The 14,532-nt window shown below is 73.4% G+C and carries 2 protein-coding genes; both read left to right on the top strand.

Annotated elements, in window-relative coordinates:
* The first annotated feature begins 49 nt into the window (after positions 1–49).
* Complete coding sequence (locus BU198_RS04070; RefSeq protein ID WP_188295436.1) at positions 50–10,618, top strand: SDR family NAD(P)-dependent oxidoreductase; 10,569 nt, start codon at positions 50–52, stop codon at positions 10,616–10,618.
* Positions 10,619–10,795: 177 nt separating this feature from the next.
* A partial coding sequence (locus BU198_RS04065) for a type I polyketide synthase (RefSeq protein ID WP_411293138.1) occupies positions 10,796–14,532 on the top strand: 3,737 nt, incomplete at its 3' end.

Below are 14,532 nucleotides of genomic sequence, written 5' to 3'. Positions count from 1 at the left end.
CCACGCCCGCCGCAGCCCCTGCCGTAGCCCTCACAGTGGAGTGACCCCAGTGTCGAACGAAGAGAAGTTGGTCGACTACCTCAAGCGGGCGACGGCCGACCTGCGCGAGACCCGCCGCCGTCTGCGCGAGGCGGAGGACAAGGACCGCGAGCCCATCGCGATCATCGGCATGGCCTGCCGCTACCCGGGCGGCGTGACCACGCCCGAGGGGCTGTGGCAGCTGGTGGCCGACGGCGCCGACGGCATCAGCGAGGTCCCGGCCGAGCGCGGCTGGGACCTGGCGGCCCTGACCTTCGAGGAGGGCGAGGGCGAGGACGGCCCCGTCGGGACACGCGTTCCGCAGGGCGGATTCCTGCACAGCGCGGGGGAGTTCGACCCGTACTTCTTCCGGATCTCGCCGCGCGAGGCGCTCGCCATGGACCCCCAGCAGCGGCTGCTGCTGGAGGCCTCCTGGGAGGCCTTCGAGCGGGCCGGCATCGACCCGGAGTCGGTGCGCGGCAGCAAGACCGGCGTGTTCGCGGGCCTGATGAACAACACCGACTACACGCCGTCCCCCGCGCAGGAAGGCCTCCCCGAGGGGATCGAGGGCTTCCTCGGCACCGGTGGCTCCGGCAGCGTGGCGTCCGGCCGCGTCTCGTACACCCTGGGCCTCGAAGGCCCGGCGGTGACGGTCGACACGGCCTGCTCCTCCTCCCTGGTCACCCTGCACCTGGCCGCGCAGGCCCTGCGCAACGGCGACTGCACGCTCGCCCTCGCGGGCGGCGCGACCGTCATGGCCACGCCCGGCACCTACCTGGAGTTCACGCGGCAGCGGGGCCTCGCCCTCGACGGCCGCTGCAAGGCCTTCGCGGACGCGGCCGACGGCACCGGCTTCTCCGAGGGCGTCGGAATGCTCCTGCTGGAGCGGCTGTCCGACGCGCGCCGCAACGGGCACAAGGTGCTTGCGGTGGTACGGGGTTCGGCCGTCAACCAGGACGGTGCGAGCAGCGGCCTGACCGCGCCGAACGGCCCGTCGCAGCAGCGGGTGATCCGGCAGGCGCTGACCAACGCGGGCCTGACCTCGGGCGACGTGGACCTGCTGGAGGCGCACGGCACCGGCACCACGCTCGGTGACCCGATCGAGGCGCAGGCGCTGCTGGCCACGTACGGCCAGGGGCGTGAGGGTGGCGAGCCGCTGTGGATCGGCTCGTTCAAGTCCAACGTCGGCCACACCCAGGCGGCGGCCGGCGCGGGCGGCATCATCAAGATGGTGATGGCGCTGCGCGAGGGCGTCATGCCGCAGACGCTGCACGTGGACCGGCCGTCGACCAAGGTCGACTGGTCGGCGGGCTCGGTCGAGCTGCTGACCGAGGGCCGGGACTGGCCGGAGCTTGGTCGTCCGCGCCGTGCGGCGGTGTCGTCGTTCGGGATCAGCGGGACCAACGCGCACGTGATCCTGGAGCAGGCCCCCGAGGAGGAGCCAGCGGAGGCCGTCGCGGTCACTGTCGACGCGCCTCTCGCGTGGGTGGTGTCGGGCAAGTCGGAGGCGGCGCTGCGGGCGCAGGCCGCGCGGCTGGCGGCGTTCGTGGGGGAGCGGCCGGAGCTGTCGCTCACGGACGTCGGGTACTCGCTGGCGGTGTCGCGGGCGCGCTTCGACCACCGTGCGGTGGTGTCGGGTGCGAGCCGGGGCGAGCTGCTGGCCGGGCTGGCAGGTCTGGCGGGTGGCGAGGTGTCCGGCGCTTCGGTGAGCCGTGGCAAGCTCGCGTTCCTGTTCACGGGGCAGGGGAGTCAGCGGGCCGGGATGGGGCGTGAGCTGTACGAGGCCTTCCCGGTCTTTGCCGCCGCCTTTGATGAGGTGTGTGCCCGCTTCGAATTCCCGTTGAGGGGCGTGGTGTTCGAGGCTTCGGAGCTGCTGGACCAGACCGCGTACACGCAGGCGGCGCTGTTCGCCGTTGAGGTTTCGCTGTTCCGTCTGGTCGAGTCGTGGGGCTTGAAGCCCGACTTCCTGGTCGGCCACTCCGTGGGTGAGATCGCCGCTGCGCACGTCGCCGGGGTCCTTTCCCTGGGCGACGCCGCGAAGTTGGTCGAGGCCCGAGGGCGCCTGATGCAGGCGCTGCCCGTCGGTGGTGCGATGGCTGCCGTCGAGGCGACCGAGGCGGAGGTGCTGCCGCTGCTTGCGGGCCGGGAAGCCGAGATCGCCGTCGCGGCGGTCAACGGGCCGACGTCGGTGGTGGTTTCGGGTGAAGAGGCCGCGGTCCTTGAGGTGCTGGAGCACTGGAAGGCCGAGGGGCGTCGGGGTCGTCAGCTGCGGGTGAGTCACGCGTTCCACTCGCCGCGCATGGAACCGATGCTGGCCGAGTTCCGCGCGGTCGCGTCCGAACTCACCTACGCCGAGCCGAAGTTCGCCGTCGTCTCCAATGTCACCGGTGAGCTGGCGACCGAGCTGACGTCGCCCGAGTACTGGGTGCGCCACGTCCGCCAGGCTGTTCGCTTCGCCGATGGCATTGCGCACCTGGCCGCCGAGGGTGTCACGAGGTTCCTGGAGCTGGGTCCGGACGGCACCCTGTCGGCGCTGGCTCAGGAGATCACGGACGGCCACTTCGCTCCCGTCCTGCGCAAGGACCGCCCAGAGGCACTGTCCTTCACCCAGGCCGTCACCGGCCTCAACGCGTACGGCTCCGAACTCGACTGGGACGCGGTGTTCGCGGGTCGCGGCGCGAGCCGTGTCGACCTGCCGACCTACGCCTTCCAGTACGAGAACTACTGGCTGGACCTGCCCAACATCGCGGGTGACGCCGTCAGCCTCGGCCTCGGGAAGACTGTTCACCCGTTGCTCGGTGCGGCGATCGCCCTGCCGGAGTCGGACGGTGTCCTGCTGACGGGCCGCCTGTCCCTTCAGTCGCACGCGTGGCTTGCTGATCACGCGGTGTCGGGTTCGGTGCTGGTGCCGGGCACGGGTCTGCTGGAACTGGCGATTCATGCCGGTGACCAGGTGGGCTTCGGTCAGGTCGAGGAGCTGATGCTCCAGGCTCCGCTCGTCCTGCCCGAGCAGGGGGGTATCGCCCTGCGGGTGTCCGTGGAGGCGGCCGGCACGGACGGTCTGCGTCCGGTGGCGGTCTACTCCCGTCCGGACGACGCCGAGGCCGATGAGCCGTGGGTCCGTCACGCGTCGGGTCTGCTGTCCGATGCCGCGCCCGCGGCGCCGGAGGGCCTGTCGGTGTGGCCGCCGAAGGGCGCCGAGTCCGTGGACGTCGAGGACCTGTACGAGGGCCTCGCCGCCACCGGCCTGGCGTACGGACCGGTGTTCCAGGGCTTGCGCGCCGCCTGGCGTGCCGAGGATGCCGTCTTCGCGGAGATCGCGCTGCCCGAGGACACGTCGGTCGACGGTTTCGGTGTCCACCCGGCGCTGCTGGATGCCGCGTTGCATGGCATCGCCCTGGGCGGTTTCGTCACCGAGCAGGACAGCGCGCACCTTCCGTTCTCCTGGAGCGGTGTCTCCCTCCACGCCACCGGCGCCTCGGTGCTGCGTGTGAAGCTGGCCCCGGCCGGCACGGACGCCGTTTCGATCGTCGCCGCCGACGAGACCGGCGCCTCCGTCGCCACCATCGGTTCGCTGATGCTGCGGCCGGTGGATGCGGGTCAACTGGCTTCCGCGCGGCGGGCGTTCCACGAGGCGTTGTTCCAGTTGGAGTGGTCGGAGCTTGTGGTTCCGGAGTCGGTCCAGGCTTCGTGGAGTGTGCTGGAGTCGGGTGCGGGTCTGGCGGAGCTGGCTGCGGCCGGTTCGGTTCCGGAGCTGGTGTTCGTGCCGGTGGCGCCGTTCGAGGGCGTTGACGTGGTGGGTGCTGCCCACCGGTCGGCGCTGGAGGCGCTGGCGCTGGTGCAGGGCTGGCTGGGGGAGGAGCGTTTCGCCGACTCCCGTCTGGTGTTCGTGACGCGCGGTGCGCTGGCCGAGGATCTCGTCAACGCCCCCGTCTGGGGTCTGGTGCGTTCGGCTCAGGCGGAGAACCCGGAGCGGTTCGTGCTCCTGGACGTCGAGGAGGGCGTGCCGGCCTGGGAGCGGCTGGCGGCGGTGGCACTGTCCGGTGAGCCGGAGGCGGTGCTGCGCGACGGCAAGGTCGTGGCGCCGCGTCTGACCAGGACGCCGGTCGCCGAGGGCGAGGTCGTTCTCGCCGAGGGCGGCACGGTGCTGGTCACCGGTGGTACGGGCGCGCTCGGCTCGCTCGTCGCCCGTCACCTGGTGACGGAGCACGGCGTCCGCCGCCTCATTCTGACCAGCCGTCGCGGCCTCGCCGCCGAGGGCGCGCAGGAGCTGGCCGACAAGCTGGTCGAGTTGGGCGCCGCCTCGGTCGAGATCGCGGCCTGCGACGCCGCCGACCGTGAGGCGCTCGCTGCCCTCCTGGCCACCATCCCGGCCGAGCACCCGCTCACCGCGGTTGTTCACACGGCCGGTGTGCTGGACGACGGCGTGGTCGGTTCGCTGACCCCGGAGCGGTTGGAGGCGGTGCTGCGTCCGAAGGTGGACGCCGCCCACAACCTGCACGAGCTGACCCGGGACCTGGACCTCAGCGCCTTCGTGCTGTTCTCTTCCGCGGCCGGTGTGCTCGGTAACCCGGGTCAGGCGAACTACGCGGCGGCGAACACCTTCCTGGACGCCCTGGCCGCCCACCGCCACACCCTGGGCCTGCCCGCCACCTCGCTGGCCTGGGGTGCGTGGGAGCAGAGCGGCGGTATGGCGGGTGGTCTCACCGAGGCCGACCGTCGCCGCCACGACGGCCTCTCGGACACTGAGGGCCTTGCTCTCCTCGATGCCGCCTGGACCTCAGGACAGGCACTCCTCGTGCCCGTCCGCCTGGACCTGGCCGCCATCCGCCAGCAGGCCGCCACAGCCGGTGTCCCGCCACTGCTGCGGGCCCTCGTCCGCACCCCCGCCCGCCGCGCCGCGGCCTCGGCGGCCTCGGCGGCCCGTGGCGAGTGGGCGCAGCAGTTGCTTGCTCTGGGTACCCCCGACGAGCGGCGTGCCTTCGCCCTCGCGCTGGTCAGGGCGCGGGTCGCGGCGGTGCTGGGCTTCCCGAACGCCGATGTGGTGGAGCCGGAGCGGGCGTTCAAGGAGATGGGCTTCGACTCGCTCACCGCCGTGGAGTTCCGCAACCAGCTCGGTGCGGCGACGGGTCTGCGGCTGCCGGCGACGCTGGTGTTCGACCACCCGAACGCGGTGGCGGTCGCGGACTTCGTCGTGGCCGAGGTCACCGGCGCCCATGCGGTGGTCGAGGTCGGTGCGCGGACCGCGACGGCCGCGGACGACGACCCGATCGTGATTGTCGGCATGGCCTGCCGCTACCCGGGCGGTGTGACCACGCCCGAGGGGCTGTGGCAGTTCCTGCTGGCGGGCGGCGACGGCATCGTGCCGTTCCCGGCCGACCGCGGCTGGGACCTGGAGCGGATCCTCGTCCCCGACCCGGAGCACCCCGAGGACGACTACGTCCTGGAGGGCGGCTTCCTCCAGCAGGCGGCCGAGTTCGACCCGACCTTCTTTGGTATCTCGCCGCGCGAGGCGCTGGCCATGGACCCGCAGCAGCGCCTGCTGCTGGAGGCGTCGTGGGAGGCCTTCGAGCGGGCGGGCATCGACCCGGCGTCGGTGCGCGGCAGCCGGACCGGCGTGTTCGCCGGTGTGATGTACCACAACTACGCGGCGCGGGTCACGGAGGTTCCGGAGGGGATCGAGGGCTTCCTCGGTACGGGCGGCTCCAGCAGCGTGGTGTCCGGGCGCGTCTCGTACACCTTCGGCTTCGAGGGCCCGGCGGTGACGGTCGACACGGCCTGCTCCTCCTCACTGGTGACTCTGCACCTGGCCGCGCAGGCCCTGCGCAACGGCGAGTGCACGCTGGCGCTCGCCGGTGGTGTGACGGTGATGCCGAACCCCGACACCTTCTCCAGCTTCGCCCTCCAGCGCGGACTGGCGCTGAACGGCCGCTGCAAGCCCTTCGCGGGCGCGGCCGACGGCACCGGCTGGTCGGAGGGTGTCGGCATGCTGCTCGTGGAGCGGCTGTCGGACGCGCAGCGCAACGGGCACAAGGTGCTTGCGGTGGTACGGGGTTCGGCGGTGAACCAGGACGGTGCGTCCAACGGCCTCACCGCGCCGAACGGTCCGTCGCAGCAGCGGGTGATCCGGCAGGCGCTGCTGGGCGCCGGGCTGTCCACGGGTGACGTGGACGTGGTGGAGGCGCACGGGACGGGGACCCGACTGGGCGACCCGATCGAGGCGCAGGCGCTGCTGGCCACGTACGGGCAGGGCCGCGAGGAGGGCGAGCCGCTCTGGCTCGGGTCGATCAAGTCCAACCTCGGCCACACCCAGGCCGCGGCCGGCGTCGCGGGCATCATCAAGATGGTGCTGGCGCTCCAGGAGGGCGTCCTCCCGCAGACGCTCTACGTGGACGAGCCGACCCCGCACGTCGACTGGTCGGCGGGCGCGGTCGAGCTACTCACGGAGGCGCGGGACTGGCCGGAGCTTGGTCGTCCGCGCCGGGCGGCGGTGTCGTCGTTCGGGATCAGCGGGACCAACGCGCACGTGATCCTGGAGCAGGCTCCCGCCGAGAAGGCCGTCCACGCTGACGAGGTGACGGTCGACGCGCCTGTCGCGTGGGTGGTGTCGGGCAAGTCGGAGGCGGCGCTCCGCGACCAGGCCGCGAACCTGGCGGCGTACCTGGGGGATCGGCCGGAGTTGTCGCCGGTGGACGTCGGTTTCTCGCTGGCGGTGTCGCGGGCGCGGTTCGACCACCGTGCGGTGGTGTCGGGTGCGAGCCGGGAGGAGCTGCTGGCGGGCCTCGCGGGCCTGGCGGGCGGTGAGATCTCCGGTGCGGCGGTGGGCCGTGGCAAGCTCGCGTTCCTGTTCACCGGGCAGGGCAGCCAGCGGACGGGGATGGGCCGGGAGCTGTACGACGCGTTCCCGACCTTTGCCGCCGCCTTTGATGAGGTGTGTGCCCGCTTTGAATTCCCGTTGAGGGACGTGGTTTTCGAGTCTTCGGAGCTGCTGGATCAGACCGCGTACACGCAGGCGGCGCTGTTCGCTGTCGAGGTGGCGCTGTTCCGCCTGGTCGAGTCCTGGGGCTTGAAGCCCGACTTCCTCGTTGGCCACTCCGTCGGTGAGATCGCCGCTGCCCACGTCGCGGGTGTGCTGTCCTTGGACGACGCCGCGAAGCTGGTCGAGGCCCGAGGCCGGCTGATGCAGGCCCTGCCTACGGGTGGTGCGATGGCCGCCATCGAGGCGACCGAGGCCGAGATCCTGCCCGTGTTGGCCGGCCGGGAGTCGGAGATCGCCGTGGCTGCGGTCAACGGGCCGACGTCGGTGGTGGTTTCGGGTGACGAGGCCGCGGTCCTTGAGGTGCTGGAGCACTGGAAGGCGCAGGGTCGTCGGGGCCGTCAGCTGCGGGTGAGTCACGCGTTCCACTCGCCGCGGATGGAGCCGATGCTGGCCGAGTTCCGCGCCGTGGCATCCGAACTCGCCTACTCCGAGCCGAAGTTCGCTGTCGTCTCCAACGTGACCGGCGAGCTGGCGACCGAGCTGACGTCCCCCGAGTACTGGGTGGGCCACGTCCGTGAGGCGGTCCGCTTCGCCGACGGCATCGCCCACCTGGCCGCCGAGGGCGTCACCAGGTTCCTGGAGCTGGGCCCCGACGGCACCCTGTCGGCTCTCGCCCAGGAGATCACCGAGGGCCACTTCGCTCCCGTTCTGCGCAAGGACCGCCCCGAGGCGCTGTCCTTCACCCAGGCCGTCACCGGCCTCCATGCCCGGGGCGTCGCCCTCGACTGGGAGGCCGTCTTCGCCGGTCGCGGCGCGCGCCGCATCGACCTGCCGACCTACGCCTTCCAGCACGAGCACTTCTGGCTCAAGGCGACTTCGTCCAGCGCCGGCGACGCCGCAGGTCTGGGCCAGGCCGCGACGGGGCACGCACTGCTCGGTGCGGCGATCGCTCTGCCGGATTCGGATGGCGTCCTGCTGACGGGCCGCCTGTCGCTCCAGTCGCACGCGTGGCTTGCTGATCACGCGGTGTCGGGTTCGGTGCTGGTGCCGGGTACGGGTCTGCTGGAGTTGGCGATTCATGCCGGTGACCAGGTGGGCTTCGGTCAGGTCGAGGAGCTGATGCTCCAGGCTCCGCTCGTCCTGCCCGAGCAGGGGGGTATCGCCCTGCGGGTGTCCGTGGAGGCGGCCGGCACGGACGGTCTGCGTCCGGTGGCGGTCTACTCCCGTCCGGACGGCGCTGAGAGCGATGAGCCGTGGGTCCGTCACGCGTCGGGTCTGTTGTCCGATGCCGCGCCCGCGGCGCCGGAGAGCCTGTCGGTGTGGCCGCCGAAGGACGCCCAGCCCGTCGACGTCGAGGACCTGTACGAGGGCCTTGCCGCCACCGGCCTGGCGTACGGCCCGGTGTTCCAGGGCCTGCGCGCCGCCTGGCGCGCCGAGGATGCCGTCTTCGCGGAGATCGCACTGCCCGAGGACACGCCGGTCGACGGCTTCGGTGTCCACCCGGCGCTGCTGGATGCCGCCCTGCACGGCATCGCCCTGGGCGGCTTCGTCACCGAGCAGGACAGCGCACACCTGCCGTTCTCCTGGAACGGTGTCTCCCTCCACGCCACCGGCGCCTCGGTCCTGCGCGTCAAGCTGGCCCCGGCCGGCACCGACGCGGTGTCCATCGTCGTCGCCGACGAGACCGGCGCCCCCGTCGCCACCATCGGCTCGCTGATGCTGCGCCCGGTGGACGCGGGCCAACTGGCTTCCGCACGGCGGGCGTTCCACGAGGCGATGTTCCAGCTGGAGTGGACGGCGTCGGCGCTGCCGACGGCCGAGGCCGCCACGTGGGCGGTGCTGGGTGCGGCGGAGGGCGTCTTCGCCGGTGGCACCACCTACGCCGGTCTGACGGAGGCGGCCGCTGCCGCCTTCGTGCCGAAGGTGCTGTTCGTGCCGGTGGCGCCGTTCGAGGGCGAGGACGTGGTGGGCGCCGCTCACCGCGCGGCCCAGGAGGCGCTGGCGCTGGTGCAGGCCTGGCTGGCGGAGGAGCGTTTCGCCGACTCCCGTCTGGTCTGGGTCACCCGCGGCGCGCTGGCCGATGACCTGGCCGGCGCCCCGCTCTGGGGCCTGGTGCGTTCCGCTCAGGCGGAGAACCCGGAGCGCTTCGTGCTCCTGGACGCCGACGAGTCGGTGACCTCGGAGCTGCTCTGGTCGGTCCTCGGCTCGGACGAGCCGGAGGCGGCGGTGCGCGGTGGCGAGATCGTGGTGCCGCGCCTGGTCCGTACACCGGTCGCCGAGGGCGGGTTCGAGCTGGACGCGGCCGGCACGGTGCTGGTCACCGGCGGAACGGGCGCGCTCGGCTCGCTCGTCGCCCGCCACCTGGTGACGGAGCACGGCGTCCGCCACCTCATCCTGACCAGTCGTCGCGGCCTGGCCGCCGAGGGTGCGCAGGAGTTGGCGGATGAGCTGATGGGTCTGGGTGCCGTCGCGGTGGAGATCGCCGCGTGCGACGCCGCCGACCGTGACGCCCTGGAGAAGCTGATCTCGGCCGTCCCGACGGAGCACCCGCTCACCGCGGTTGTTCACACCGCCGGTGTCCTGGACGACGGCGTCATCGACTCCCTCACCCCGGAGCGGTTGGAGGCGGTGCTGCGTCCGAAGGTGGACGCCGCCCACAACCTCCACGAGCTGACCCGCGAGCTGGACCTCAGCGCCTTCGTGCTGTTCTCTTCCGCGGCCGGTGTGCTCGGTAACCCGGGTCAGGCGAACTACGCGGCGGCGAACACCTTCCTGGATGCCCTGGCGGCCCACCGTCACAGCCTGGGCCTGGCGGCGACGTCGCTGGCCTGGGGCGCGTGGGAGCAGAGCGGTGGCATGGCGGGTGGTCTCACCGAGGCCGACCGTCGCCGCCACGACGGCCTCTCGGACACCGAGGGCCTCGCTCTGCTCGATGCCGCCTGGACCTCAGGACAGGCACTCCTCGTGCCCGTCCGCCTGGACCTGTCCGGCATCCGCCAGCAGGCAGCGACGGCCGGTGTCCCGCCGCTGCTGCGGGCCCTGGTCCGCACCCCCGCCCGCCGCGCCGCCCAGGCCGCGAGCGGTGGCGCGCAGAGCACCGTCCTCGACGGTCTGCTGGCGCTGCCGCGCGAGGAGCGCAGGCCGGCGATGCTGGAGCTGGTCCGTGGGCAGGTGGCCGCGGTGCTCGGGTTCGCGGGCATCGCCGAGGTGCCGGCCGACCGGGCGTTCCGGGAACTGGGCTTCGACTCGCTGACCGCCGTGGAGTTCCGCAACCAGCTCGGTGCGGCGGTCGGGCAGCGGCTGCCCGCGACCGTGGTGTTCGACCACCCGAACTCCGCGGACCTGGCCGACCACCTGCTGACCACCCTGCCCGGCGGCGACGACGCCGGGCGCAGCGTGGCCGAGGAGCTGGACGTCCTGGAGTCGCTGATCGCCGAGTCCGAGCCGGAGGGCGGTGACCGGCTCCGGGTGGTCACCCGGCTCCAGGCGCTGCTGGCCCGGCTGGGCGACGGCCGGGGCGCTGAGCCGGCCGACGGCGCCGCCGCGGTCACGGACGTGATCGACGACGCCGCCGACGACGACCTGTTCGACTTCATCGGCCGGGAGTTCGGCATCTCCTGACCCCCGCTTCCCCCACCCGAGGCCGGCCTCGACCCCCACCGAGGCCGGCCTCCCCTCCCTCAGCGCCGGTGACCCGTCACCCGGAGGAGCCAAGGCGCCGAGGGCTCAAGACCATCCGAGCGCACGAGCGCCACATCACCAGATCGCCGGACCGCCAGATCCGCTAGGAGAAGAGACATCACCATGTCCAACGAGGAGAAGCTCCGTCACTTCCTCAAGCAGGTCACGGCCGATCTGCACCAGACCCGCCAACGGCTCGGCGAGCTGGAGTCGAACGCCCACGAGCCGATCGCGATCGTCGGCATGGCCTGCCGCTTCCCGGGCGGGGTGCAGAACCCCGACGGGCTGTGGGAGATGGTGCGCGACGGCGTCGACGGGGTGACGGCGTTCCCGACCGACCGCGGCTGGGACATCGCCGGGCTCCAGGGCTCGGACGACGACGGCTACGGCTCCGACACGGTCTTCGGCGGGTTCCTGCACGACGCGGGGGAGTTCGACCCGGCGTTCTTCGGCATCTCGCCGCGTGAGGCGCTCGCCATGGAGCCGCAGCAGCGGCTGCTGCTGGAGGCGTCCTGGGAGGCCTTCGAGAACGCCGGGATCAGGCCCGCCGAGCTGCGCGGCAGCCGGACGGGCGTGTTCGCCGGGCTGATGAACAACACCGACTACCTCGCCCAGGCCCCGGCCCTGCCGGAGGGCGTCGGCGGCTTCCTCTCCACGGGGACGTCCGGCAGTGTCGCCTCCGGCCGGATCTCGTACACCTTCGGGCTGGTCGGCCCGTCGATGACGGTCGACACCGCCTGCTCGTCCTCGCTGGTGACGCTCCACCTGGCGGTGCAGGCGCTGCGCAAGGGCGAGTGCTCGATGGCGCTGGCCGGCGGTGCGACGGTGATGTGCGCGCCGGGCACGTTCATCGAGGTGAGCAAGCAGCAGGGGCTGGCGGCGGACGGGCGCTGCAAGGCGTTCGCCGAGGACGCGGACGGCGCGGGCTTCTCCGAGGGCGCCGGCATGCTGCTGCTGGAGCGGCTGTCCGACGCGCGGCGGGCCGGCCGGCGGATCCTCGGCCTGGTGCGCGGTACGGCGGTGAACCAGGACGGCGCCTCCAACGGGCTGACCTCCCCGCACGGTCCGTCCCAGCAGCGGGTCATCCTGGAGGCGCTGGCCGACGCCAGGCTCGCGCCCGAGCAGGTGGACGCGGTGGAGGCGCACGGCACCGGCACCTCGCTGGGCGACCCGATCGAGGCGCAGGCCGTGATCGCCACCTACGGGCAGGGCCGCGACCGGGCGAACCCGCTGTGGCTGGGCTCGTTCAAGTCGAACGTGGGCCACACCCAGGCGGCGGCCGGCGTCGGCGGCGTCATCAAGACGGTGCTGGCGATGCGCCACGGCGTGCTGCCGAAGACGCTGCACGCCGACGAGGTGACCACCAAGGTCGACTGGTCGGACGGCACGGTCGCGGTGCTCACCGAGTCCCGCCCCTGGCCGGAGACCGGCGAGCCGCGCCGCGCGGGCGTGTCCTCCTTCGGCGTGAGCGGCACCAACGCGCACGTCGTCCTGGAGCAGGCGCCGGAGGCGGAGCAGCAGGCCGAGCCGGGCACCGAGGAGCCCGCCGAGCCGGGTGCGGTGCCGGCCCGGGTGCTCCCGGCGCAGGCCGCGCCGTGGCTGCTGTCCGGGGCGTCCGAGCAGGCCCTGCGCGACCAGGCCGAGCGGCTGCGGGCGTACGTCGCGGCCCGGCCGGAGCTGGACCCGGCGGACGTGGCGCACGCGCTGCTCGCCGACCGCACCGTCTTCGACTACCGGGCCGCGGTGGTCTCGGCCGGCCGGGACGGGCTGCTGGCCGGTCTCGCGGCCGTCGCCGAGGGTCGGGACGCGGGCGAGGGCTCGGCGGTCGTGCGGGGCATGGCCCGTCCTGACCGCAAGGCCGTCTTCGTCTTCCCAGGCCAGGGCTCCCAGTGGCTCGGCATGGCGGCCGGGCTGCTCGGGTCCTCGCCGGTCTTCGCGGACGCGGTCGCCGAGTGCGACGCGGCCTTCGCCGAGTTCCTCGACTGGTCGGTGGCCGACGCGCTGCGCGGCGCCGAGGGCGCGCCGGACGCCGAACTCCTGGACGTGCTCCAGCCGATGCTGTTCACCACCATGGTGGCGCTGGCCGCGCTGTGGCGGGCCTGCGGCATCGAGCCGGCCGCGGTGGTGGGCCACTCGCAGGGCGAGGTCGCGGCCGCGTACGTGGCGGGCGCGCTCTCGCTGCGGGACGCGGCCAGGATCGTCGCGCTGCGCAGCAAGGCGCTCCTCGCGCTGATCGGCAAGGGCGCGATGGCCTCCGTGCTGGCGCCGGTGGAGCAGGTCCGCGCGCACATCGCCCCGTACGGCGACCGGCTGTCGGTCGCGGTGGTGAACGGGCCGGGCGCCTGCGTGGTGGCCGGGGTGCCGGACGCCGTGGACGAGTTCGTGGCCGCGATGGAGGCGGCGGAGATCCGGGTCCGCCGGGTGCCCGGGGCGCTCGGCGCCGGCCACTCCGCGCAGGTGGAGCCGCTGCGGGAGCGGATCCTCGCGGACCTCGCCCCGGTCGCGCCGCGGGCGGCGACGGTGCCGCTGTACTCGACGGTCACCGGCGAGCTGTTCGACACGGCCGCGATGGACGCCGAGTACTGGTACCTGAACATGCGCAGGACGGTGGAGTTCGACAGGACGGTCCGGAAGCTGCTGGCCACCGGGCACCGGCTGTTCGTCGAGGTCAGCCCGCACCCGGTGCTGACCGTCCCGCTGGGCGGCATCCTGGAGGACGTCGGCGGCGACGCCGCCGTCCTCGGCACGCTGCGCCGCGGCGAGGGTTCGGCGCCGCGCTTCGCGGCGGCCCTGGCCACCGCCCACGCGCACGGGGCCGAGCCGGACTGGTCCGCGGTGATCGCCCCGGGCCGTCCGGTGGAGCTGCCGACGTACGCGTTCCAGCGCCGCCGCTACTGGCTGGAGCCAGGACCGTACACCGGTGACGTCGCGTCGGCCGGCCTGGTGCCCGCCGACCACCCACTGCTGTCCGCCGCGATCGAGCGCGCGGACGGGGACGGGCTGCTGCTGACGGGCCGGCTCTCGTTGCAGACGCACGGCTGGCTGGCCGACCACGCGGCGCTCGACACGGTGCTGCTGCCCGGCACCGCCTTCGTCGAGTACGCGCTGTACGCGGGCACCCTGGTCGGCTGCGGGGCGCTGGAGGAGCTGACCTTCGAGGCCCCGCTGATCCTGCCGGAGCAGGGCGGCGTCGCGGTGCAGATCGCCGTCGGCGTGCCCGACGGGGCGGGCCGGCGCGGCATCGACGTGTACGGGCGCGTCGAGGGCGACGAGGACGAGCAGGTGTGGACCAGGCACGCGACCGGCTGGCTGGCCGGGGCGCCCGCGGCCGCCGGGTTCGACTTCACGGCCTGGCCGCCGCAGGGCGGTGAGCGGCTGCCCGTCGACGGCCTGTACGACGACTTCCACGCCGCGGGCATCGGCTACGGCCCGGCGTTCCAGGGCCTGCGCGCGGTGTGGCGGCGCGGCGAGGAGATCTTCGCCGAGATCGCCCTGCCGGAGGAGCTGCACACCGAGGCGGGCCGCTTCGGTGTCCACCCGGCGCTGCTCGACGCGGCCATGCACGCCGTCGCGGCGGGCTCGGTGGAGCCCGGCGGCGAGTCGGGCGGCGGGCTGTGGATGCCGTTCTCCTGGCGAGGCGTCAGCCGGTACGGGACCGGGGCGACCGCGCTGCGGGTGCGCTTCGCGCCGGTGCCGGGCGAGGAGGCGCTAGGCGCTGTCCTTGCAGGTGGCCGACGCCTCGGGGCGCCCGGTGGTGGCGGCCGAGGGCCTGGTGGTGCGGCAGGTGTCGGCGGAGCGGCTGAACGCGGCCGGTGCCCGGCACCACGAGTCCCTGTTCCGGCTGGAGTGGGTGC

This window comes from Streptomyces sp. CBMA156 (genome assembly GCF_014596515.1).
Classification (GTDB): Bacteria; Actinomycetota; Actinomycetes; order Streptomycetales; family Streptomycetaceae; genus Kitasatospora.
Note: the sequence above shows the minus strand (reverse complement) of the source record. Positions and strands in the feature narration are given on the sequence as shown.